Origin of the sequence: Ruegeria sp. HKCCD4315 (assembly GCF_013112245.1) — a bacterium.
Lineage (GTDB): Bacteria > Pseudomonadota > Alphaproteobacteria > Rhodobacterales > Rhodobacteraceae > Ruegeria.
Window position 1 is genome coordinate 360,934 of record NZ_WVRN01000001.1, and the last position, 22,909, is coordinate 383,842.

Annotated in this window: 24 protein-coding genes; 9 read left to right on the forward strand and 15 right to left on the reverse strand. The window is 58.2% G+C overall.

Translation table 11 applies throughout. From position 1 onward, the window contains the following. Window positions 1-48: 48 nt before the first annotated feature. From phbB to GS646_RS01755, 8 genes are all read right to left on the reverse strand, one after another. On the reverse strand, window positions 49-771 hold the full coding sequence (phbB, locus tag GS646_RS01720; RefSeq protein ID WP_171093728.1) for an acetoacetyl-CoA reductase: 723 nt from the start codon (window positions 769-771) through the stop codon (window positions 49-51). A gap of 187 nt (window positions 772-958) precedes the next feature. Further along, entirely contained in the window at window positions 959-2,134 is a 1,176-nt protein-coding gene (locus GS646_RS01725; protein WP_171093726.1) for an acetyl-CoA C-acetyltransferase, read from the reverse strand. Between the two features lie 188 nt (window positions 2,135-2,322). Beyond that, window positions 2,323-3,156: an EAL domain-containing protein gene (locus tag GS646_RS01730; RefSeq protein ID WP_171647396.1), complete on the reverse strand. Its 834-nt coding sequence runs from the start codon at window positions 3,154-3,156 to the stop codon at window positions 2,323-2,325. 111 nt (window positions 3,157-3,267) lie between these two features. Beyond that, window positions 3,268-3,456 (reverse strand): hypothetical protein, encoded by a 189-nt coding sequence (locus tag GS646_RS01735; protein WP_171183927.1) that lies wholly within the window; start codon window positions 3,454-3,456, stop codon window positions 3,268-3,270. Window positions 3,457-3,548: 92 nt separating this feature from the next. After that, window positions 3,549-4,520 (reverse strand): sterol desaturase family protein, encoded by a 972-nt coding sequence (locus GS646_RS01740; protein ID WP_171183929.1) that lies wholly within the window; start codon window positions 4,518-4,520, stop codon window positions 3,549-3,551. Beyond that, entirely contained in the window at window positions 4,517-4,903 is a 387-nt protein-coding gene (locus GS646_RS01745; RefSeq protein WP_171093718.1) for a hypothetical protein, read from the reverse strand. The genes GS646_RS01740 and GS646_RS01745 overlap by 4 nt, the downstream gene beginning before the upstream one ends. A gap of 59 nt (window positions 4,904-4,962) precedes the next feature. Next, window positions 4,963-5,292 carry a hypothetical protein gene (locus GS646_RS01750; RefSeq protein ID WP_171183931.1) on the reverse strand — a complete coding sequence of 110 codons (330 nt, stop codon included), beginning with the start codon at window positions 5,290-5,292 and terminating at the stop codon, window positions 4,963-4,965. A 90-nt stretch (window positions 5,293-5,382) separates the two neighbouring features. Next, complete coding sequence (locus tag GS646_RS01755) at window positions 5,383-5,949, reverse strand: TlpA disulfide reductase family protein (RefSeq protein WP_171093715.1); 567 nt, start codon at window positions 5,947-5,949, stop codon at window positions 5,383-5,385. 21 nt (window positions 5,950-5,970) lie between these two features. Here GS646_RS01755 and argH point away from each other — a divergent pair, with 21 nt between their 5' ends. The 5 genes from argH to GS646_RS01780 all read left to right on the forward strand — a co-directional run bounded on the left by argH (window position 5,971) and on the right by GS646_RS01780 (window position 11,710). Continuing rightward, the gene (gene argH / locus GS646_RS01760; RefSeq protein ID WP_171183934.1) at window positions 5,971-7,359 is read left to right on the forward strand and encodes an argininosuccinate lyase; all 1,389 of its coding nucleotides are present in this window, start codon (window positions 5,971-5,973) and stop codon (window positions 7,357-7,359) included. Further along, window positions 7,359-7,556: an argininosuccinate lyase gene (locus GS646_RS01765; RefSeq protein ID WP_171093711.1), complete on the forward strand. Its 198-nt coding sequence runs from the start codon at window positions 7,359-7,361 to the stop codon at window positions 7,554-7,556. Before argH ends, GS646_RS01765 begins: the two co-directional genes overlap by 1 nt. A gap of 87 nt (window positions 7,557-7,643) precedes the next feature. Next, the gene (locus tag GS646_RS01770; protein WP_171093710.1) at window positions 7,644-7,799 is read left to right on the forward strand and encodes a hypothetical protein; all 156 of its coding nucleotides are present in this window, start codon (window positions 7,644-7,646) and stop codon (window positions 7,797-7,799) included. Between the two features lie 61 nt (window positions 7,800-7,860). Then, the gene (gene lysA, locus GS646_RS01775) at window positions 7,861-9,126 is read left to right on the forward strand and encodes a diaminopimelate decarboxylase (protein ID WP_171647394.1); all 1,266 of its coding nucleotides are present in this window, start codon (window positions 7,861-7,863) and stop codon (window positions 9,124-9,126) included. A 91-nt stretch (window positions 9,127-9,217) separates the two neighbouring features. Further along, the gene (locus tag GS646_RS01780) at window positions 9,218-11,710 is read left to right on the forward strand and encodes a TIGR02302 family protein (RefSeq protein ID WP_171647481.1); all 2,493 of its coding nucleotides are present in this window, start codon (window positions 9,218-9,220) and stop codon (window positions 11,708-11,710) included. A gap of 2 nt (window positions 11,711-11,712) precedes the next feature. Here GS646_RS01780 and GS646_RS01785 read toward each other — a convergent pair whose 3' ends face one another. Then, window positions 11,713-12,438 carry a zinc-ribbon domain-containing protein gene (locus GS646_RS01785; RefSeq protein WP_171647392.1) on the reverse strand — a complete coding sequence of 242 codons (726 nt, stop codon included), beginning with the start codon at window positions 12,436-12,438 and terminating at the stop codon, window positions 11,713-11,715. 181 nt (window positions 12,439-12,619) lie between these two features. On the opposite strand from GS646_RS01785, the gene GS646_RS01790 reads away from it, so the two are divergent. Genes GS646_RS01790 through GS646_RS01805 form a run of 4 tightly spaced genes read left to right on the forward strand, consistent with a single transcriptional unit; the run spans window position 12,620 to window position 15,525 of the window. Continuing rightward, window positions 12,620-13,297: an ATP-binding cassette domain-containing protein gene (locus GS646_RS01790; RefSeq protein WP_171093705.1), complete on the forward strand. Its 678-nt coding sequence runs from the start codon at window positions 12,620-12,622 to the stop codon at window positions 13,295-13,297. Beyond that, window positions 13,294-14,193 (forward strand): ABC transporter permease, encoded by a 900-nt coding sequence (locus tag GS646_RS01795; RefSeq protein ID WP_171183941.1) that lies wholly within the window; start codon window positions 13,294-13,296, stop codon window positions 14,191-14,193. The genes GS646_RS01790 and GS646_RS01795 overlap by 4 nt, the downstream gene beginning before the upstream one ends. Beyond that, on the forward strand, window positions 14,193-14,933 hold the full coding sequence (locus tag GS646_RS01800) for a 1-acyl-sn-glycerol-3-phosphate acyltransferase (RefSeq protein WP_171183943.1): 741 nt from the start codon (window positions 14,193-14,195) through the stop codon (window positions 14,931-14,933). Before GS646_RS01795 ends, GS646_RS01800 begins: the two co-directional genes overlap by 1 nt. Next, on the forward strand, window positions 14,920-15,525 hold the full coding sequence (locus GS646_RS01805) for a pyridoxamine 5'-phosphate oxidase family protein (RefSeq protein ID WP_171183945.1): 606 nt from the start codon (window positions 14,920-14,922) through the stop codon (window positions 15,523-15,525). The genes GS646_RS01800 and GS646_RS01805 overlap by 14 nt, the downstream gene beginning before the upstream one ends. Before the next feature lie 136 nt (window positions 15,526-15,661). Here the strand turns inward: GS646_RS01805 and lpdA are convergent, their stop codons facing one another. The 6 genes from lpdA to GS646_RS01835 form a co-directional block, all read right to left on the reverse strand. Beyond that, the gene (gene lpdA / locus GS646_RS01810; RefSeq protein WP_171179119.1) at window positions 15,662-17,050 is read right to left on the reverse strand and encodes a dihydrolipoyl dehydrogenase; all 1,389 of its coding nucleotides are present in this window, start codon (window positions 17,048-17,050) and stop codon (window positions 15,662-15,664) included. 69 nt (window positions 17,051-17,119) lie between these two features. Beyond that, window positions 17,120-17,530 (reverse strand): MAPEG family protein, encoded by a 411-nt coding sequence (locus tag GS646_RS01815; protein ID WP_171183947.1) that lies wholly within the window; start codon window positions 17,528-17,530, stop codon window positions 17,120-17,122. An 85-nt stretch (window positions 17,531-17,615) separates the two neighbouring features. Further along, a complete protein-coding gene (locus GS646_RS01820; protein WP_171093694.1) occupies window positions 17,616-17,885 on the reverse strand; it encodes a hypothetical protein in 270 nt (89 codons plus the stop codon). 2 nt (window positions 17,886-17,887) lie between these two features. After that, the gene (gene odhB / locus GS646_RS01825) at window positions 17,888-19,408 is read right to left on the reverse strand and encodes a 2-oxoglutarate dehydrogenase complex dihydrolipoyllysine-residue succinyltransferase (protein ID WP_171183949.1); all 1,521 of its coding nucleotides are present in this window, start codon (window positions 19,406-19,408) and stop codon (window positions 17,888-17,890) included. A gap of 3 nt (window positions 19,409-19,411) precedes the next feature. Beyond that, on the reverse strand, window positions 19,412-22,369 hold the full coding sequence (locus GS646_RS01830) for a 2-oxoglutarate dehydrogenase E1 component (protein WP_171183950.1): 2,958 nt from the start codon (window positions 22,367-22,369) through the stop codon (window positions 19,412-19,414). Then, window positions 22,366-22,905, reverse strand: a complete 540-nt coding sequence (locus tag GS646_RS01835; protein ID WP_171183952.1) for a DUF805 domain-containing protein — start codon at window positions 22,903-22,905, stop codon at window positions 22,366-22,368. Before GS646_RS01835 ends, GS646_RS01830 begins: the two co-directional genes overlap by 4 nt. Between the last annotated feature and the right edge of the window lie 4 nt (window positions 22,906-22,909).

The window sequence follows — 22,909 nt, forward strand, 5'->3', positions numbered from 1 at the left end:
AAGGGCCGGTCCAAAAGGACCGGCCCTTTTTTTCTTCTGATCAATGGATCAGACGAAGAACTGCGCACCGTTGGCCGAGATGGTCGAGCCATTGATGAACTGCGAATCGTCCGAGGCCAGGAACGCCACGCAACGTGCGATTTCCTCGGGTTCACCCAGGCGACCGGCCGGGATCTGGCCGATGATGGATTCGCGCACTTTCTCGGGCACCGCCATAACCATTTCGGTTGCAATGTAGCCGGGGCAGATCGCGTTTGCTGTGATGCCAGCCCGCGCACCTTCTTGCGCCAACGATTTCACGATGCCCAGATCACCTGCTTTTGTTGCAGCATAGTTCACTTGTGCGAACTGACCCTTCTGGCCGTTGATCGAGCTGATGACGATCACGCGACCAAACTTGCGCTCGCGCATGCCAGGCCAGACGGGGTGCACGGTGTTGAACACGCCGGTCAGGTTGGTGTCGATCACGTCTTTCCACTGATCGGGCGTCATTTTGTGAAACGGTGCGTCACGCGTGATACCCGCGTTGGCGACAACGATGTCGATGGGGCCAACCTCGGCTTCGACTTTTTCGATGCCTGCTTTGGATTCGTCATAATCAGCGACGTTCCACTTATAGGTCTTGATACCTGTTTCTTCGGTGAATTTCGCGGCGGCTTCGTCATTGCCTGCATAGGTGGCGGCAACATTGTATCCTTCGGCTTTGAGCGCCTTGGAAATTGCTGCGCCAATGCCGCGGGAACCGCCGGTGACGAGTGCTGTACGTGCCATTTATGACTCCTTCAATTTTAGTCGTCTTGGTAATGCTGTTACTCTGAGAGGTGATCGTGCGCAATATTGTTTCGTCGTGGATCTGATTTTTTCGGGTGGCAATATCGTCGCATCCAAGGGGTATGAGCCTTTTGTAACAAAAAAGGGCGTCCGACGGACGCCCTTTGATATTTGGGTTTCAGTGCACTTAGTCGCGCTCCACACACAGCGCGACACCCATGCCGCCACCGATGCAGAGGGTCGCCAGACCCTTCTTGGCATCCCGGCGCTTCATTTCGAACAGAAGCGTGTTCAGGACACGGCAGCCCGACGCGCCGATCGGGTGGCCAATGGCGATAGCGCCGCCGTTGACGTTTACGATCGACGGATCCCAGCCCATGTCCTTGTTCACGGCGCAGGCTTGCGCAGCAAAGGCTTCGTTGGCCTCAACCAAATCCAGATCGTCAACCGACCAGCCCGCCTTTTCCAGCGCCTTGCGCGAGGCGTAGATCGGACCGACACCCATGATCGACGGGTCCAGACCGGCGGTTGCGTAGGACGCGATGCGGGCCAAAGGCTCAATCCCACGTTTCTCGGCATTTTCAGCGGACATCAGCAGGGTCGCCGCCGCGCCGTCATTCAGGCCGGAAGCGTTCGCCGCAGTAACCGAACCATCCTTGGTGAAGGCTGGGCGCAGTTTGGCCATGGCTTCCATGGTTGCGCCGTGGCGGATGTATTCGTCCTTGTCCATCACGATATCGCCCTTGCGGGTCTTGATGGTGAAGGGCACGATCTCATCCGCGAACTTGCCTGCCTTCTGGGCGGCTTCGGCCTTATTCTGTGAAGCAACAGCAAATTCATCCTGCATGTCGCGGCTGATCTGCCATTTTTCGGCAACGTTCTCGGCCGTTTGACCCATGTGATAGCCGTTGAAGGCGTCCCACAGACCGTCGCGGATCATGGTGTCGATGTACTTCATGTCACCCATCTTGTGGCCTGCACGCAAAGCGGCGGCGTGGGGTGAAAGGGTCATGTTTTCCTGGCCACCTGCGGCAACGATCTCAGCGTCACCCAACTGGATATGCTGGGCACCCAGCGCGACAGCGCGCAGACCCGATCCACACACTTGGTTGATGCCCCAGGCTGCGCTTTCCTGCGGCAAACCGGCATTGATGTGCGCCTGGCGTGCAGGGTTCTGTCCTTGGGCGGCTGTCAGAACCTGACCCATGATGGTTTCGCTAACCTCGCCTTTGTCCACGCCGGCACGTTCGACAACAGCTTCCAGGACGGCGGCGCCCAGATCATGTGCTGGGGTGTTCGCAAACGAACCACTGAAGCTGCCGACACCTGTACGTGCGGCGGATGCGATTACTACGTTGGTCATATGATCAGTCCTTTACCGTCATGGGCCAGCGGAAGTTCTGACGGCGCAGGTCGAGAGGAGCCCCCCGAAACAAGAGCGCCCCGTGTTCCCCGCTCAAGTACTCATGCAATAGCGTAATGCTGCACTTGCAGCAACGGACAGCTTGTCTCAGCGTTGAAAATGCACGATTTTTGCCGACTGACCAAAGGTCAACTTCCTGTTTTTGAAACGCTTTCCTGTCTCCAGGGGGCAGCGACACTTGGCGCGCCAAACAGGTAGCCTTGCAGGCAATCCACGCCGCTGGACGTCAAAAACGCGGCGTCGTCCTGTGTTTCAACCGATTCGGCGGTGATCAGAATTTCAAATTCACGGGCGACAGCGATCAGAGCGCGCACCAGTGTCTGATTGTCGGGATTGTTGCTGATCCCCCTGACAAACTGCCCATCAATCTTGGCGGCATCGAACAAGAACTCGCGAAAATGGCGAAAGCAAAAATTACTGGCACCGAAATCGTCTAATGCAAAGGCAATGCCGCGATCCTGCAAGCGGTCCATGAAATCGATGACCAGTTCCGGCACTTGCATGGCCGAACTTTCCGAAATTTCAAGGATTAGCCGTTCGCCCAGTGCGGCGTCACGCTTTAAGAACCGATCCAGGGTCGCCGACCACCTGGAATACCCGATCGAGCGGGCGGACATGTTGATCGAAAGCCTAATCCCGGGGTTTCTCACCAGTGTGCGCAACCCAAATTCCAGCGCAACGCAATCCAGATCCCGGCCAATCGGGGTGTTTTCGAGTTGCGGCATGAACTCGCGTGCGGGAATAACCCGCCCTGTTTCGTCCAGCACACGAATGAACCCTTCATAAAACGCAACACTATTGGGGGCGTTTGCTTGCACGACCGGTTGAAATGCCAGCTTGCACTGTTTGTGCTTCACCGCTTCGGTTGCCATCTGAACAATCGAACGATCACGTGTCGACACCGCAGCGTTCAGCGGGCTTTCTGACCCATCGGGCAAATTCGTGTGTTTCTTGTTTCCCATAGCGCCGATTCCCATCAGCCCGTGACAGACGGTATGTCCGGGGCAGGTGTTTCGACACAGTTTCGAGGTAAACAGATGAATCTGCGGTTAAGGAGCCAGTAGATTCAGGATTTATCGAGAGATGCTCCAGGCGCGGGCAAGGGACGAAGCCGCACTCAGCACCGCTCCTACTACGCCTGTAACCATCAAAGCAAAGCCCAAAGCGATCCATGCCGGTGCAGTGCTGTTCAACGCTGTAATCATCGCGAGCAAAAGGCCAGACAAACCGACATAGGTTGAAAGGACTGCCAAACGGTTCATTCCGACCCTCGTTCACTCTTTGATTACAGATGAGTTTCGATATGGCCCCCAAAGCCTGAATTTCAAGAGCGAAGGGTGTGCGCTCGCTGGTGTCAGACCTGCTCTGCCTGTCCAGTGGGCAGTTTTTCGTCGAAACGCTCAAACCCGGGCGTTCCGCGATCTTCCGGATGACGGACCAGGTGTTTGGCTTTGATCTGTTCCGAGCTGTCGCGGCTGCCATCGTGGCTGTATCCCGGCGGGGCAAAGCAATACCCAAGCCGTTGACGTAGTGTCAGACCGGGCTGGGTCGCGTCACGCCAGATGCCGACCCATTCGTGAAAGGCCACGCGCAGCGGGTTGAATGTGCCGATATTGTGAACCAGTCCGAAATCGACACGGTCGTTTTCCTGCTCTGGGACAAAGGTCCCGAACATCTTGTCCCAGATGATGAAGACGCCTGCATAATTGCAATCCAGATAGCGTGCATTCCGGCCGTGATGGGCGCGGTGGTGACTGGGGGTGTTCATAACGGCCTCGAACCAGCGGGGCATCTTTCCGATGGCCTCGGTGTGAATCCAGAACTGATAGATCAGGTTCAATCCACCGACAAACAGAACCATGGCCGGATGGAACCCGATCAGGATCAATGGCGCGCGCACGACCATCATCAGCGTGAAAGTATAAGTCCACGGCTGCCGCAAAGCGGTGGTCAGGTTGTAATGCTGTGAGCTGTGGTGATTGACGTGGTTTGCCCAAACCCAGCGGATGCGGTGGCCAAAACGGTGCACCCAGTAATAACGGAAATCGTCCAGCACAAAGCACAGAATGATCACCGGGATCGACGTGCCGAGATCCAGCGGTGTGATCTGCCACAGCCACATGAAAAAGCCATACGCAATGAAGCCCAGCAGAAACCCGGACGCGATATTACCTGCGCCCATGATGAGCGAGGTTACTGCATCACGCGTTTCGTATCTCCCGCCTTTGCCTTTGACGGCGATCCACAAAAATTCCGCCAAAATCGCGGCCACAAAAAAGGGAACCGCCCACTGAACGGCATCGGGGAAACTGATCTGGTCGGTCATTCGGGCTCCATCAGGTGACGCCAGTGGGCGCGCTCTATTTCGTCCAGGTGGATAAGAGTGCCGGGGGTGCCGAAGTCGTGAAACTGGATTTCAAAGCCTTCGGGGTGTTCGATCCAATCGAAATCCAGCAAGTGCCGGGCCACAGTGTCGGCACCGAAGGACCACAGCAGCCCTGCGCCGGTTTCGGTACGCACCAGTGCCGCGTGGCGGTCATTCGAGATCGTGACATCAATGATGGTGTCGTCGGGTGCATGCCGCAGCCATTGCGCGCGTGCGGTTTCGGGTGTCAGCACAAAAGGTTCTGAGCGGCCCGTCAGATGCAAAAGCAAAGTGATTCCGGCGATTCCTCCGACCACCAGAACCAATAGTATTTCCAACGGCATCCCATCCTCCTGCGGACACCCTGCAAAGACGCGTTGGGGCTGTCAAAGGTGGCGTTGCGTCAGGTACGTTCCAGACGTTCCAGAACTTCGTACTGAACAACACGTTGGACAAAGGGCACCAGCCCATCAGGGCCTGATGCCCGATCCTTGAGGTGAATGCAGATATCCGGACGACGGGCGGCAATGATGCCAACCATCTCTCCGCGAATCGTGTCATCCAGACCTGCCCCCAAAATGGCGCAGGTGATCCGAGGTTCGGCATCCAACTGCTTTCGAACTTCGTCGGTGTCATGCGCGCCCAGCCATTGAATCGGCAAGTGATCCAGTTGTCTGGCCACATCGCCGATCACGTTTGGCAGCTTCCCAATCAAAAGAACCACCGGTTTCATCGCAGCCTCCTTCCCACAAGGTTACAAACGAAAACCGACCCATTTGGGCCGGTTTAAGTGTAGCACAAACAGGGGAAAGCTGCGCAGGCGTCAGCTATTGGCTTCCACAAGCGTCGAAATAATTGCTTTGGCGCTGTCCGAATTCCATTCAGCATCGCCAATCAGGCGGGCAATTTCCTGACCTTCAGGGTCCAGGATGACTGTAATGGGCAGCGCGATCACGCCGAATTCCCGTGCAGCAGCCGAGCTTGGGTCCTGATGACGCGGGAGGTTTTCGATGCCATTTTCTTCAAAGAACTTGGTGATCCCGGCAGGAGAGTTGCGACCGGTGGCCAGTGTCAGGACCTGAAACTTGTCGCCTCCGAACTCTTCCTGAAGCTCCGCGATCTGAGGCATTTCCTTGCGGCACGGCGCGCACCATGTGGCCCAGAAGTTCAGCAGCACATACTTGCCCTCGTAGTCCGCAAGCGTACCGACACCGCCATCATCTTCCAACTGGAATTCGATGGATTTGGCGGGTTTCGGTTCCTTGTGCAGGATCAGGCGTTTCAGGCTGTTTTCCCGCAGGGGGGCAAGCGTTTCCGCATCGGTCGCCAAAGCGGCGTTTGCACCCAGCGCAAGGGCCATATAAAGGGGGATCAGACGAAATAGGCGCATATCAACTCCGGGTTTTCTTACATGACCGATCAATCCTCGAACCAGATGTGGGGCGGCCGCTTTGCCGCCGGTCCAGACGCGATCATGGAGGCAATCAATGCCTCGATCGGGTTCGATCAGCGGATGGCAGCCCAGGACATCGCAGGCTCGCGCGCCCATGCCGCCATGCTGGCTGCCACAGGCGTCATAAGTGATAGTGACGCCGAGGCTATTCGGGAAGGGCTGCTCACCGTTTTGTCAGAAATCCAGAACGGTGAATTTCAGTTTTCGACCGCACTGGAAGACATTCACATGAATGTCGAGGCGCGCCTGAAAGAGGTGATTGGTGAGCCCGCTGGCCGTTTGCACACAGGCCGTTCGCGCAATGACCAGGTGGCGACCGATTTCAAACTTTGGGTACGGGATCAATTTGACGCGGCCGAATCGGGCCTTTCGGCCCTGATCCGCGCGCTTTTGGCGCAGGCCCAGGCCGGGGCCGATTGGGTGATGCCCGGTTTCACGCACCTGCAAACCGCGCAGCCGGTGACATGGGGCCACCATATGATGGCCTATGTCGAGATGTTTGGCCGTGACTTGTCCCGCGTTCGCGACGCCCGTGCGCGCATGAATGAATCTCCGCTGGGTGCTGCGGCACTGGCCGGAACGTCGTTCCCCATTGACCGCCACATGACGGCCGAGGCGCTGGGCTTCGACCGCCCTGCCGCAAACTCGTTGGATGCTGTCAGCGACCGCGACTTTGCCTTGGAGTTCCTTTCGACCGCGTCGATCTGCGCCGTCCACCTGTCTCGTTTTGCCGAGGAGCTTGTGATCTGGTCGTCTGCTCAGTTTCGTTTTGTGACGCTATCCGACCGCTTCTCGACTGGCTCGTCGATCATGCCGCAGAAGAAGAACCCTGACGCGGCCGAGCTGATCCGCGCCAAGGTCGGGCGTATCTTTGGGGCCAACACGGCGCTGATGATGGTAATGAAGGGCCTGCCGCTGGCCTATTCCAAGGACATGCAGGAAGACAAAGAACAGGTCTTTGACGCTGCCGATAACTGGATGCTGGCGCTGGCTGCGATGGAAGGCATGGTGAAGGATTTGACCGCCAACAGGGACAGCCTGGCAGCGGCTGCGGGGTCCGGTTTCTCGACCGCCACCGATCTGGCTGACTGGTTGGTAAGGGTTCTGGGCCTGCCATTCCGAGATGCGCACCATGTAACCGGGTCGCTGGTGGCCATGGCCGAAAGCAAAGGCTGCGATCTGCCTGATCTGACGCTGGAGGATATGCAATCGGTTCACGCAGATATCACCGATGACGTCTATTCTGTTCTTACCGTGCAAAACTCGGTAAACTCGCGCCAGTCTTACGGCGGCACGGCCCCTGATCAGGTGCGTGCCCAGATCGAACGATGGAAGGCGATGGTGTGATGACAGCTGTTCGTGTGGTGGCGATCGTGGTATCCGGCCTGATACTGGCCGGATGCGGGGCCGATGGTGAGCCGTCGCAGCCCACAGCAGTTCAACCAACGGCCAGCGCGACGATTGGGGTTGGTACCAGCGGGACCTATGTTGCAGGGGGTGTTGGCCTTAGCCGTGGGCCGTTGGGTATTTATCTGGGGTTCTGAACCCTTTTGCGTTGTACACTCGGGTCCAATACCCCAATTAGGGCGCGTGCAAAAACGCGCTGATCCTCTCAACGAAAAGACACTGACATGAGAACAGTTGGACTGATTTTGGCATTTGCGGCGCTGGCGGCATGTGAACCCTCATCCGCGCGACGCCCCGAACCTTCGGCAGAACCCAAGCAATCTGGCAGCGGCATTTCAATCTCTGGCTATGGCCGTGTGGGTGTTTCCACCTCAAATTAACAAGGACGCTGAGTGCGGAATCCATTGATCCGCAGTTGCCTTCTGGTCTAAGCGCGCGGGTATGGATCATTTTCTCTACCGCGACGGCGCGCTTTTCGCCGAGGATGTCCCTGTTTCCGAAATCGCTGCAGCGGTCGGAACCCCTTTTTACGTCTATTCGACGGCGACACTACAGCGGCACTTCAAGCTGTTTGATGACGCGCTGGACGGCACTGATCATCTGGTCTGCTACGCGATGAAAGCGGCCAGCAACCAGGCCATTTTGAAGACCCTGGCGCAAGCCGGTGCAGGTATGGATGTGGTCTCGGGCGGGGAGTATTTGCGCGCCAAAGCCGCAGGCGTTCCAGGCGACAAGATCGTCTTTTCGGGTGTTGGCAAAACGGCCGACGAGATTCGCACCGCGCTGACAGGTGGAATCCGCCAGTTCAACGTCGAATCCGAGCCAGAGATGGACGTGATCAACGCGGTCGCACTAGAGCTGGGCGTTGTTGCGCCGATCACTGTTCGGGTGAACCCTGACGTGGATGCCAAGACCCACGCCAAGATCGCGACCGGCAAGTCCGAGAACAAGTTTGGCATTCCGATTGCACGCGCGTCCGAGGTTTATGCACATGCTGACAACTTGCCGGGGCTGGAGGTGATCGGCATCGACGTCCATATCGGCTCGCAATTGACCGAACTTGAGCCGTTCGAGTTGGCCTATTCCAAGGTTGCTGAACTGACCGAACAGTTGCGCGCTGAAGGTCACAACATCCGCCGCCTCGATCTTGGGGGCGGGTTGGGCATCCCCTATACCCGCTCGAATGACGCGCCGCCGTTGCCGGTGGAATATGGCGCCCTGATCAAGAAGACACTCGGACATCTAGATTGTGAGATCGAGATAGAACCGGGCCGCCTGATCGCGGGCAATGCCGGGTTGATGGTCAGCAAGGTGATTTACGTGAAGTCTGGCGAAGGTCGGGATTTCCTGATCCTGGACGGGGCCATGAACGATCTGATCCGCCCGGCGATGTACGAGGCGCATCACGACATCGTTGCGGTACAGGAACCGGCGGCCGGGGTTGAACAGCAACCCTATGACATCGTGGGCCCCGTGTGCGAATCGGGGGATACCTTTGCCAAGCAGCGCAATATGCCGCCTTTGAAATCAGGGGATCTGATCGCCTTCCGCAGCGCAGGCGCTTATGGAGCGGTTATGGCCAGCGAATACAACACCCGCCCCCTGATCCCCGAAGTTTTGGTCAATGGTGATCAATTTGCAGTCATTCGTGAACGGCCAAGCTTTGACGAAATCATAAACCGCGATACCATACCTTCGTGGCTCTGATGCGATAACCGCGCGGGCCCAACCCCGGAGGCCCGCCGTGACCAACAGATCAAACCTGCCCATTCCGCGCCTGTCCTTGTGGTTGACCCACATGGGCATGGTGGCTGAACAGGTATTGCGTGCGTTCTGGCCGCTGTTCTCGATCCTGATGGCCCTGCTTGCGGCGCTTATGCTGGGTCTGCAAGACCAATTTGCCGTTGAGGTCGTTTGGGGCGCGGGCGCGCTGTCGTTGATTGCGATCGTTTTGGCGGGTGTTTGGGGGTTGAGAAGAGTTAGCCTACCGTCTCGTGCGGATGCGCTCATGCGGTTGGATGAGACGCTGCCCGGTCGTCCGATCCAGGCCTTGATGGATGATCAGGCGATTGGGTCCACAGATCAGGACTCGGTCGCACTGTGGCAGGCCCACAAACACCGGATGGCGCAGCGCGCCGCAACTGCTGCACCCGCCAAACCTGACCTGCGGTTGGCGTCGCGTGATCCTTACGCGCTGCGCTATGCAGCGCTGTTGGCGTTTGTGGTGGCGGTTCTGTTTGGCTCTTTGTGGCGCGTAGGTTCGGTGGCCGATATGGCGCCCGGAACCGCAAATGCGGGGCAAGGCCCGACATGGGAAGGTTGGGTTGAACCCCCAAGATACACCGGCCTGCCAACGCTGTATCTTGCGGATCAAGCCGATACAGAGCTGTCAGTCCCGAAAGGCAGCCGCATTACCTTGCGGATGTATGGTGAGGTCGGCGCACATAGCCTGACCGAGAACAGTTCGACCTTGGGGACTGAGGCTGCAATCGATCCCGAACAGGAGTTCGTGGCTGAACGTTCAGGCCAAATGCGCATTGATGGCCCTGCAGGCCGCGAATGGGCCGTGCAGGTCATCGACGATGCAACACCAAAGATCGCCGTTGCCGGATCTGCCAAAGCCGAGGCGGGCGGGCAAATGAAGCTGCCCTATGTCGCCAGCGACGATTATGGCGTAGTCTCGGGATCAGCCCGGATCGAATTGGATCTGGCGGCGGTGGATCGCCGTCATGGCCTGACGATCAAGCCTGAGCCGCGAGAGGTGATTGAGATCGAATTGCCAATGCCGATCACCGGTGACCGTGCGGATTTCAGCGAAGATCTGATCGAAGATTTTTCACAGCACCCCTGGGCCCATCTGCCAGTGAAGATCACATTGATGGCCGTGGATGCGGCAGATCAGCAGTCGACGTCCGAGCCTTTTATGACTGCCTTGCCAGCCCGTCGATTCTTTGACCCGCTGGCGGCAGCGGTGATCGAACAGCGGCGTGATCTTCTCTGGTCGCGGTCCAACGCACCGCGCGTGGCGCAGCTGTTGCGGGCTGTCTCTCACCTGCCAGAGGATTTGTTCCGGTCGGACACTGCTTACCTGCGCTTGCGGGTGGCCTTACGGCGGCTGGAAGCCTTCCAGACCTACGGAGCGCTGAACCCGGAGCAGCAGGAAGAGATCGCGCAAGCCCTGTGGGAGCTTGCCGTGTTGATCGAGGATGGCACCTTGGCGGACGCATTGGAACGTATGCGGCGCGCACAAGAGCGTTTGACCGAAGCGATGCAAAACGGGGCCAGCGACGAAGAAATCGCCGAGCTGATGCAGGAATTGCGCGAAGCGACGCAGGATTACCTGCAGCAGCTACAACGTCTTGCTCAGCAGAATGGTCAGGAAGGCGAAAACCAGCCCGGACAGAGCGGTGAATCCCTTCAGATGACGCAGGATGACTTGCAGCGCATGATGGACCGCATTCAGGAATTGATGGAACAAGGCCGTATGGCCGAGGCCCAGCAGGCGCTGGAAGAGTTCCAGCAGATGATGGAAAACATGCGCGTGACCCAAGGCCAGGGGCAAGGTCAACAATCCGAAGGGCAGCAGGCGATGGAAGGTCTGGCTGAAACCCTGCGCGAACAGCAAGGTCTGAGCGATCAGGCGTTCCGCGACTTGCAAGAACAGTTCAACCCCGGTGCGCAATCCGGTGAAAGCCAAGGCAATGAAGGCCGCAATGGCGGGCTTGGCCGGGGGCAAAGCCACGAAGGCCAGGGTGGTCAGGGCCAAGGCTCGGATCAGGCGGGAGAGGGCGAGCAGGGTCAAGGATCACTGGCGGACCGTCAGCAGGCCCTGCGCAATGAGTTGAACCGCCAGCAACAGAATTTGCCGGGTGCCGGTACACCTGAGGGTGACGCGGCCCGGGATGCACTTGGCCGCGCCGGTCGCGCCATGGACGAGGCGGAACAGGCCCTGCGCGGAGACGATCTGGCCGAAGCCATCGATCGTCAGTCCGAAGCCATGGAAGCGCTGCGCGAGGGGATGCGCTCATTGGGAGAGGCCATGGCCCAGAACCAGCAAAACCAGCCGGGACAGGGTACACAGGAAGGCGAGGCGCAAGCCAACAATCGCGATCCTCTGGGCCGTAATCCGGGGGCCGGTGGTTCGATCTCAACCGACGAAAACCTGCTGCAGGGCGAAGACGTTTATCGCCGGGCGCGCGAGTTACTGGATGAAATCCGCCGCCGGACCGGAGAAACTGACCGCCCCGAGATTGAGCTGGAATACCTCAAGCGTCTGTTGGAGCGGTTTTAACTTCAGTTCTGAGCACCGGCCTGAGCTTCAAGCCAGATCCGTGCCTGATCTACCAGCGACACATACGAGCTGAGCAGTGGGTCCGCCTGAGGCACGGCTTCACCGATCTGCTGCGCGTTGCCGTAGATCAGATACAGAACCACACCGATGATCAGCATTAGCGCAAATCCGCGCAGGAATCCGCCTGATTTGCGCGGGGCGGGTCCTGCGTCTTCTGTCTCATCCGAGCGCATACTGGAATTGATCGCCTCGACATCCGGAAGCGCATCTTTTTGACCAGCGTCAACAGCGGTCTCCGAGGCGGCTGGTCGCTTGGGCTTGACCTTGGGCTCTGGCGGTTGATCCAATCCCAAATCGGGCTGGCTTTCCAGGTTGCTGCCTTCCTGCGCACGCAACTCTGCCTCGCGCTCGGCTTCTTCTTTAAGGATATTGGCGACTGACGGATCGACGTTGCCCGTAGATGCCGAAGTGTCCGCAACGTCAGAGGTGACCGCTTCTGTGGTCTCAGGCTCTTCTGTCGGCTGATCCGCCGCTTCAACCTGTTCCTGTTCCTGTTCCTGTTCCGGCGCTTCGGCGTCTTCGACTGGCGCGGTTACAGATCCTTCAGGGTGCTTCGGCTGAAACCAGGTCTGATCGCAGTTGGAACACTGCACGTCACGACCTTCCTCGGGGATAACCTCGTCAGGAACTTCGTACTGCGCACCGCAATTCGGACATGTAAGACGCATGCTGCCTCCCCGGCCGGGCGATGGGCCGATAATAGTTTTTTCAGGGATGATATTCCGTTAAGACCCGTCAGCAAAGGGCGTTTTCGGTTTCATGGGCCAAGTGTCACCAATTGGACTCGGTAGAGCCATTGAATCCGCCACCCTGCTCGGGCAAGAAGAGCGGCAAATAAAGGGGGCACGTGTGATCGAGCTGGAAAATGTCAGCTACACCTACGGTGGCGGCGAATTGCTGAGCGACGTCTCGGTTCAATTGCAGCCGGGATCGTTTCACTTTCTGACCGGCCCGTCCGGGGCGGGCAAAACAACGCTGCTGAAACTGTGTTATGGGGCCCTGCTGCCAACCTCGGGGCGTCTGAGCGTATTTGATCAGGACATTTCCTCACTTGACCGGGATCAACTGGCTGTGCTGCGTCGTCGTGTCGGTGTCGTACATCAGGATTGTCAGTTCTTGGACCATATGACGCTTGCGGAAAACGTGGCTTTGCCGCTGATGGTGTCCGGGCGATCTGAAACGTCAGAACAGGACAATCTGAACGAATTGCTCAGTTGGGTGGGGCTTGGCGCGCGGCTCGAAGCACACCCGCCTGAATTGTCCGGAGGCGAACGTCAGCGCGCTGCCTTGGCCCGCGCTGTCATCCTGTCGCCTGATGTTGTCTTGGCGGACGAGCCCACGGGCAATGTGGATTGGGAAATGTCCCAACGTCTGCTACGCCTGCTGATCGAGTTGAACCGCATGGGCAAGACGGTCTTGATTGCAACCCATGACATGAGCCTGATCCGCGCGGCCAAAAGCCAGGTTCAGGCACGCGTATTGCGCATCTCTCAGCGCAAGCTGCATCTGGCGGGGGCCGACCTATGACCAGAGCTGAGGTAAACACCCTGCTGCGTGGCGATTCGCGGGCGAACCGTGTCGTTCCGCCAACCGGATACACCGCTCATCTGACTTTGTTTGTTGCCGGGGCGATGGCATTTCTGGTGGTGTTTGCACTGGCGTTGGCGCTTGCGTCTGGCCGGATCGCCGACCGTTGGGCCTCGGAACTGGCGGGAGCGGCCACCTTGAGGATCAATGCCCCCGCAGAGCAGCTTGCTGCGCAGACTGAAGCAGCCTTGTCGGTGCTCAGCCAGACACCTGGCGTCGCGTCTGCTCGCGCCTTAAGTGCCGAGGAACAGGCCGCGCTTTTGTCGCCGTGGTTCGGACCGGACCTGCCTTTGGACAGTTTGCCCATCCCGCAGCTCATCGAAATCACCGAAGGTGAACCGGGAATGGATGTTATGGGGCTGCGTTTGCGTCTGGGAGCCGAAGTGCCGGGCGCGGTGCTGGATGATCATACGCGATGGCGTGAACCTCTTGTCGAGGCGGCTATGTCGCTACGGCGTTTGGGGTGGATCTCGATCCTGCTGATCGGGGGGGCGACCGCTGCCATGATCACGCTTGCGGCAAATGCGTCTCTGGCGGCCAATGCGCAGATCATCGAGGTGTTGCGTCTGGTTGGCGCGCGCGACAGATTTATCGCCGGGGCTTTTGTCCGGCGCTTTACCTATCGCGCCTTTTTCGGTGCCTTTGTTGGGACCTTGCTGGGTATGACGGGCGTTTTGTTGCTGCCCGAAGCCTCGGATGCCGGCGGCTTTCTGAGCGGGGTGGGCTTTCAGGGCACCGATTGGGTGCTGCCCATTCTCATCCCCATTCTTGGCGCGGCTGTCGCCTTTTTCGCCACCTGGGCTGCGGCCCGACGCAAGTTGAAGGAACTTTCCTGATGTTCAAAGCCGTTCAGTGGGTGCGCTCTTTGGTCTTCATGATCGTGATCTACGCCTGGATGCTGATCCTTGGCATTGTATTTCTGCCTTACGCCCTGTTCTCGAAACGCGGGGCTCTGAGGGCGTGTAAAACGTACGCACACAGCACTATGTGGCTGGCCCGTTGGATGGTGGGTATTCGGTGTGAGGTTCGGGGTACCGCGCCAACCAATGAAGTGGTCGTGGGTGCCAAGCATCAGTCGTTCCTTGATATCATCATGATCTTCAGCGCTATTCCCCATGGGAAGTTCATCATGAAGCGTGAACTCCTGTTTACACCGGTCATCGGAATGTATGCCCGTCGGCTTGGCTGTATTCCGGTCAATCGCGGCAAGCGCGGCGCAGCGGTTGCGAAGATGGTAAAGGACGTGGCGAAAGAGTTTTCAGAACCTGGGCAACTGGTGATCTACCCTCAAGGCACGCGCGTCGCACCAGGGGTTAAGAAACCGTACAAGATCGGTACAGCCGTTCTTTATGAAGGTCTCGGAGTTCCCTGTGTGCCAGTGGCTACAAATGCCGGAGTGTTTTGGCCCCGGACCGGGGTCATGCGCAAACCCGGCCTCGCGATCGTGGATTTTCTTGAGCCAATTGAACCCGGGGTTGAGCGCGACGATTTTCTTGGTCGATTGGAAGATGTGATTGAAACACGCTCGAATGAACTGATGCGCGAAGTGGGGTTTGATCCTGATGGACACCATTGACGACATTGCAACGCTGGAAACCCACTATGGGAAACCCGGCGCACCATCTTTGCGTAAGGTCGTTCGTCATCTGACACCATTGTATCGCAAATGGATTATGGCATCGCGCCTTTGTGTGCTCAGTACCGTCGGTCCAGAAGGCGTGGACGGCAGCCCGCGTGGCGATAATGGCCCGGTTGTGCTGGAATTGGACCCGCGAACACTGGCCATGCCAGATTGGCGTGGCAACAACCGTTTGGATTCCCTGCGGAACATCGTGCGCGACCCACGTGTTTCATTGATGTTTTTCGTGCCCGGATCGAACACAGTCATTCGATTGAACGGAACCGCAAAACTCACGGCTGACGAAGAGCTACGCGCCCGGTTTGAAAAACACGGCAAACGCCCGGCGACCGTTATTCTGATTGAGATCAGCGAAATTTACAGCCAATGCGCGCGCGCTTTGATGCGGGCTCGAACCTGGACCAGCGAGGATGAAAGCGCGCAGCTTCCAACCGTGGGCGAGCTGCTTGCCGAGGCATCCGGCGGCGACGAAGGTGGCGCACATTATGATGCGGAATGGCACGGGCGCGCCCGGAAAACCATATGGTAACAGCGGTTCTGCCCTGCCACACCTGCCCTGGATAACTATGAACCAGACAAAGTCGGGATCCCCCGCTTCATCTGGCTCAAAATACCTCGGAGCGCGAGGCAGAGCCTCGCAAAACTCCGGTTTCACAAGTATCGGATCAGGAGTGGATTGGCCCGTCACCGCAGGCCAGCGCGGCTTCGCGCACAGCCTCTGAATAGGTTGGGTGCGCGTGGCAGGTCAGGGCCAGATCTTCTGCCGAAGCGCCGAACTCCATCGCAACGCAGACCTCATGAATCAGATCACCCGCAGCCGGGCCAATGATGTGAGCCCCAAGAATGCGATCTGTTTCCTTGTCGGCGAGGATTTTCACGAACCCGTCCGAGGCAAAGTTCGCCTTGGCGCGCCCATTGCCCATGAACATGAACTTGCCGACTTTATAGGCGCGCCCTTGTTCCTTCAGGGTTGCTTCGGTCTCACCCACATTTGCGACTTCGGGCCATGTGTAGATCACGCCGGGAATAACGCCATAGTTCACATGCCCATGTTTGCCCGCAACCTGTTCGGCTGCGGCCATGCCTTCGTCTTCAGCTTTGTGCGCCAACATCGGGCCTTCGGTGACGTCGCCGATGGCATAGATGCCCGGCACGTTGGTTTGCCAGTCGGAACCCACCTTGATCTGGCCGCGTTGGGTCATCTCAACACCCAAGGCGTCCAGTCCCAAACCGTCGGAATACGGCTTGCGCCCAGTGGCGACCAGAACGGTATCGGCGTCGATCACGTGCTCGCTGTCATCCTTGAGCAGTTTGTAGGTGACCTTGGCCTTGGTCTTGGTCGCCTCGGTCTTTTGCACCGCAGCACCCATCACAAAGTTCAGGCCCTGCTTCTTCAAGATGCGCTGGAACGTCTTTTGCACTTCGGGGTCCATGCCTGGTGTGATTTCCTTGAGGAACTCGATCACAGTCACCTCAGCCCCCAGACGGCTGTAGACCGAACCCAGTTCCAGTCCGATCACGCCTGCGCCGATGACGACCATTTTCTTCGGGATCTTGCCTAGCGATAGTGCGCCGGTTGAGGTCACAACGACTTTCTCGTCTACTTCGACACCAGGCAGCGAAGAGGGTTCGGACCCAGACGCAATGATGATGTTCTTAGTTTCGTGAACCTCATCGCCAACCTTGACCTGACCAGCGGCAGGGATCGATCCCCAGCCTTTCAGCCAGTCGATCTTGTTCTTCTTGAACAGGAATTCGATGCCCTTGGTGTTGCCTTCGATCACCTCGTCCTTGTAGGCCTGCATCTGTTTCCAGTCGACCGAAGGGCTTTTGCCCTTCAGGCCCATCTTGGCAAAGTTATGCTCGGCTTCGTGCAACTGATGGCTGGCATGCAGCAGCGCCTTGGACGGAATGCAACCTACGTTCAAGCAGGTTCCACCCAGCGTGTCGCGCCCTTCGACGACGGCGGTTTTCAGACCGAGCTGGGCGCAGCGGATGGCGCAGACATAGCCGCCGGGACCGGCGCCGATTACGATAACGTCATAGTTTGCCATGGAAGATCTCCTTGAGAATTCGGGCTGTTGCAGGGCGGGAACCTCTGAACAGGATATTGGGTGGCGGTCTCATAGCAAAACCACCAAAAGCATGAGGGTTGTGGCCAGAAACCCGAAGAACCAAATGACGCTGCGCCACGGTTTCCAACCGAAATAGTATGCCGGAACATACAGCACCCGCGCGGCCAGATAGGTCCAGGCGCAGGTGGCCGTCAGTGCGTTTTCCTTGCCTGAAACGGTGACGACGACACAAGCTATGGCAAACAGGATCAAGCCTTCGAAATGGTTGTTGAGGGCACGGTAGAGCCGCGCTGTCCCATCCGAGAGCTGATCTTCCAAGGCCCCGCCCAATCTGGCCCTGTCACGGGGTGACATGGTTTTGCCCGGACCCAATTCCAGATTTGCAGGGACTGCCATAAGAACAAACTGCAGAACCTGTAGAAGGGCGGCCATGGTCAGTGCTGTCAGTTCTGCGTTCATTGCAAGACGCCGTGTTGAGTACGTATGAGTTCTGTGGCGGAGCGTGTGCAAAAGGTGTGTCACCCCTGATGCTCCGCCATCGTGTTCAGACGGGTGTCAGAACTTTTGTGTGAATATGGGCCACGCCGCCACGTTCATGGTGCATGGCGAGTTCTTCTGACTCGATAAAGTTCTGCGCGCGCTCCAAATCGGTGATTTCGAACAATGCCACCGCATGATCTTTCTGCTCAGGGTCGCGCCAGATGTGGAGGTCGCGGATACCCGCGGCCTCACGCATCTTTCGATCTTCCTTGAAGACTTTCAGCCAGACGTCGAAATCGGCCACATCGGCCTGCCAGAGTACATGTGTCGCCATGGTTACAGATCCATCAGCAGGCGGCGTGGGTCTTCCAGGGCCTCTTTCACGCGAACAAGGAAGGTCACCGCGCCTTTGCCGTCAACGATCCGGTGGTCATAGGACAGCGCCAGATACATCATCGGGCGGATCTTAATCTCACCATTGATGACCATCGGACGATCCTGAATCTTGTGCATCCCCAGAATACCCGACTGCGGGGGGTTCAGGATTGGCGATGACATCAGCGAGCCATAAACACCACCGTTCGAAATGGTGAACGTGCCGCCCTGCATTTCAGCCATGGACAGTTTACCGTCGCGGGCGCGCTTGCCCTTTTCGGCAATGGCTTTTTCGATCGCGGCAAAGGACATGCTGTCCGCATCGCGGATGACCGGCACCACCAGACCTTGCGGTGTGCCAGCGGCGACGCCCATGTGGACGAAGTTCTTGTAGACGATGTCATTGCCGTCAATCTCGGCATTCACCTCGGGCACTTCTTTCAACGCATGGCAACAGGCCTTGGTGAAGAACGACATGAAACCAAGACGCACGCCATGTTTCTTCTCGAACTGGTCCTTGTATTGGTTCCGAAGGGCCATCACCTCGGTCATGTCCACCTCGTTATAGGTGGTCAGGATCGCGGCCGTGTTTTGCGCATCCTTAAGACGCTTGGCGATGGTCTGACGCAGACGGGTCATGCGCACGCGTTCTTCGCGGGCCTCGTCTTCAGCCGCAACCGGCGCACGCGGAGCCTGAGCGGCCGGGGCCGGTGCCGCCGGTGCTGGCGCCGGAGCCGCAGCCGTAGCGACTGCCTTTGCCACGTCTTCCTTCATGATGCGACCATCGCGACCGGTGCCAGTGACCTGATCTGCTGACAATCCGGCCTCGGCCATCGCTTTTTCAGCAGAGGGTGCATTCGCCACGTCCTTGCCGGTGCTTGCGGTTGCCGGGGCCGCTGCTGCCGCCTGAGCAGGTACAGATGCCGCGCCCGCGGCAGCGCCAGAGATTACCGCCAGCTTGGCGGTTGCATCCACAGTTGCACCCTCCGGCGCAACGATTTCAGCAAGAACACCCGCAGCCGGAGCCGGAACCTCGACCGAGACTTTATCGGTTTCTAATTCACACAACATTTCGTCCTGCGCGACGCTGTCGCCAACCTGTTTGAACCAGGTTGAAACGGTGGCTTCCGTGACGGATTCTCCAAGTGTAGGAACCATGACATCAACAGACCCACCCGCAGCAGCTGGCGCGGCAGCAGTGGCCGCTGCTGCCGGCGCTGCAGCCGGGGCAGCAGCCGCGCCTTCGCCAGCCGTGATGGTGGCAAGCAGAGCATCAACGCCAACGGTGTCGCCTTCGGCGGCTACAATCTCTGCCATCACACCCGCAGAGGGAGAAGGCACTTCCACTGTGACCTTGTCAGTTTCCAACTCACACAGCATCTCATCCACGGCGACCGCATCGCCGGGCTTCTTGAACCATGTGGCAACAGTGGCTTCGGTGACCGACTCGCCAAGCGTGGGAACACGAACTTCAATCGTCATCGCTTACTTTCCTTTGATGCTCAGCGCTTCGTTCACCAGCGCTTCTTGTTGGGCTTTGTGTTGGCTGGCCAGACCCGTCGCGGGCGAGGCCGATGTTGCGCGACCGGCATAGACCGGACGTTTGTGTTTTGCGCCGATCCGGGTCAGGACCCATTCGATATTGGGTTCAATGAACGACCAGGCACCCTGGTTCTTGGGTTCTTCCTGACACCAGACCATCTCGGCCCCTTTGAAACGCTCAAGCTCGTTGATCAGCGAATGCGCAGGGAAGGGGTAATATTGCTCGATACGCATCAGGTAGATGTCGTTGATGCCGCGCGCGTCACGTTCCTCCAGCAGATCGAAATAGACCTTGCCCGAGCACATGACGACCCGCTTGATCTTGTCATCCGCCACCAGCTTGGTGTCCGAATTACCTTTTTGCGCGTCATCCCACAGCACCCGGTGGAAGCTGGAACCGGTTGTGAAATCCTCGGCGGTGCTAACCGCGAGTTTGTGGCGCAGCAGCGATTTGGGTGTCACAAGGATCAGCGGCTTGCGGAAGGTGCGGTGCAGCTGTCGGCGCAGGATGTGGAAATAGTTTGCGGGCGTCGTACAGTTCGCGACGATCCAGTTGTCCTGACCGCACATTTGCAGGAACCGTTCCAGACGTGCGGATGAGTGTTCGGGGCCTTGGCCTTCGAACCCGTGCGGCAGCAGCGTGACCAGACCGGACATCCGCAGCCATTTCGATTCACCTGAACTGATGAACTGGTCAAACATGATCTGCGCGCCGTTGGCGAAATCGCCGAACTGGGCTTCCCAAAGGACCAGCGCATTGGGTTCGGCCAGCGAATAGCCGTATTCAAACCCAAGCACCGCATATTCGGACAGCATCGAGTCAATCACTTCGTAGTGCGACTGCCCTGCGCGAATGTTGTTTAACGGGTAATACCGCTCTTCGGTTTCTTGGTGGATGAATCCCGAATGGCGCTGGCTGAACGTGCCGCGCGTGGCGTCCTGCCCAGCCAGACGCACCGGGTATCCTTCGGTCAACAGCGATCCGAAGGCCAGCGCCTCACCGGTGGCCCAGTCAAAGCCCGTGCCGGATTCAAACATCTGCTTCTTGTGGTCCAGCAGACGACCGACTGTCTTATGCAATGCAAACCCAGCCGGGGCGCGGGTTAGCGCGCCGCCAACCTCGGCCAGAGTCTCGGGCGTGATCGCTGTCTCGCCGCGCATGTATTCGTCTTTGTTCTTGTCCAGATGTGACCAACGCCCGTCCAGCCAGTCAGCCTTGTTGGGCTTATAGTCTTTTCCGGCTTCGAACTCGTCGTTCAGGTGTGCCTGGAAGGCGGCCTTCATGTCCTCGATCTCACCCTCGGGGATCAGGCCGTCTTTGACCAAACGCTCGGTGTACAGGGACAGCGTGGTTTTGTGCGTTTTGATCTTTTTGTACATGATTGGGTTGGTGAACATGGGCTCATCGCCCTCGTTGTGACCAAACCGGCGGTAGCAGAAGATATCCAGAACCACATCTTTGTGGAACTTCTGACGGAACTCAGTTGCCACCTTGGCGGCATGTACCACGGCTTCGGGGTCATCCCCGTTCACGTGGAAAATCGGCGCTTCAACCATCAACGCGATATCCGTCGGATAGGGGCTCGAGCGCGAGAAGTGCGGCGCAGTGGTAAAGCCGATCTGGTTGTTTACCACGATATGCATAGTGCCGCCGGTCTTATGACCGCGCAGACCAGACAGACCAAACCCTTCGGCCACGACACCCTGACCGGCAAAGGCCGCGTCGCCATGCAGCAGGATGGCCATGACCTTGGTGCGATCCGTGTCACCAAGCTGATCCTGTTTGGCGCGAACCTTGCCCAGAACCACCGGGTTCACCGCCTCAAGGTGCGAGGGGTTGGCGGTCAGTGACAGGTGCACAGAATTGCCGTCAAACTCACGGTCGCTGGATGCGCCGAGGTGGTATTTCACGTCGCCTGAACCATCCACATCCTCGGGCTTGAAGCTGCCACCCTGGAATTCGTTGAAGATGGCGCGGTATGGTTTGCCCATCACGTTGGCCAGAATGTTCAGACGCCCCCGGTGCGGCATCCCGATGACGATGTCGCTGAGGCCAAGCGCACCACCGCGCTTGATGATCTGCTCCATTGCAGGGATCAGCGCTTCACCGCCGTCCAGACCAAAGCGTTTGGTGCCCATGTATTTGACGTGCAGGAATTTCTCAAAACCCTCGGCCTCAACCATCTTGTTCAGGATCGCCTTGCGGCCTTCCTTGGTGAACGCGATTTCCTTGCCGTAACCTTCGATCCGCTCTTTCAGCCAAGCGGCTTCTTCGGGGTTCGAGATATGCATGTATTGCAGCGCAAAGGTGCCGCAATAGGTCCGCTTCACAATCTCGACGATCTGCCGCATCGAGGCCACCTGAAGCCCCAGAACGTTGTCGATAAAGATCGGCCGGTCCATGTCGGCGTCGGTAAAGCCGTAGGTCTTTGGATCCAGCTCTGGGTGATTGGATGCCGCGCGCATCCCCAGCGGGTCCAGATCTGCGGCCAGATGGCCCCGGATCCGATAGGCCCGGATCAGCATCAGGGCGCGCAGGCTGTCCAGCACGGCGCGTTTGATCTGGTCATCGCTGACCTCAACACCCTTGTCAGCCGCCTTGTCCTTGATCTTCTTGCCCGCCGCTTTGGCGTCAATCTCGGCCCATTCCCCGGTCAGCGCGCCTGTCAGATCATCGGCAGGCATGGGCGGCCAGTCGGTCCGCGCCCAAGAAGGCCCTTCGGCCTCGCGCTGCACATCCGGCGCGGCGTCACCCATAGCCTTGAAAAACTCAACCCAGGCCGCGTCTACGGCACCAGGGTTCTTGGTGTATTGGGCGTAAAGCTGCTCCAGATATTCGGCATTGTGCCCCTGCATGAAGCTTGAGGCATGAAAGGCAGAGTTGGGCGAGTGTTCGGTCATTGGGCTACCTCATATGGGTTGGGACCGTATTGGTTGGTGCCTGGTTGGCTGGGGCGGGTCAGCCACCACAGAACCAGGAGGGGCGACACAAAAAGAACGATAAGTGTCGGAATGACGATCAGCAATGTTGCGCGGGTAAACAATATGTCGAGCGTTCCGCCATGGAACTGGCTGGCAATACCAATGCCAAAGATCAGAACCGCAAAGGCGCCAAGGATCAAAAGGACCGGCAGTAAGGCGTAAAGCCCGCTGCGCCCGGTGTCATGCATCCGCCGCCATGCGACGGCCAGATGGGGGAAAAAGACGATCAGGCCGACAATGCTCTGGACCGGTTGGCTGGACGTGGCGGTGACGGATTTCACCTCATCGCTTTCGGTGACCGAGACCTGCGTGAAGAACTGCCAGTCGATGATCCCGGCGATGAAGCCCCAGATCACGACGAACAGGAAAAAGAACCAGTATTCGGGCCGCGATGCACGGCCCGAAAAAGTGAAGAATTTGGAGAAACACGTTCTGACAGCCTCACTAAAGGTCATGTGT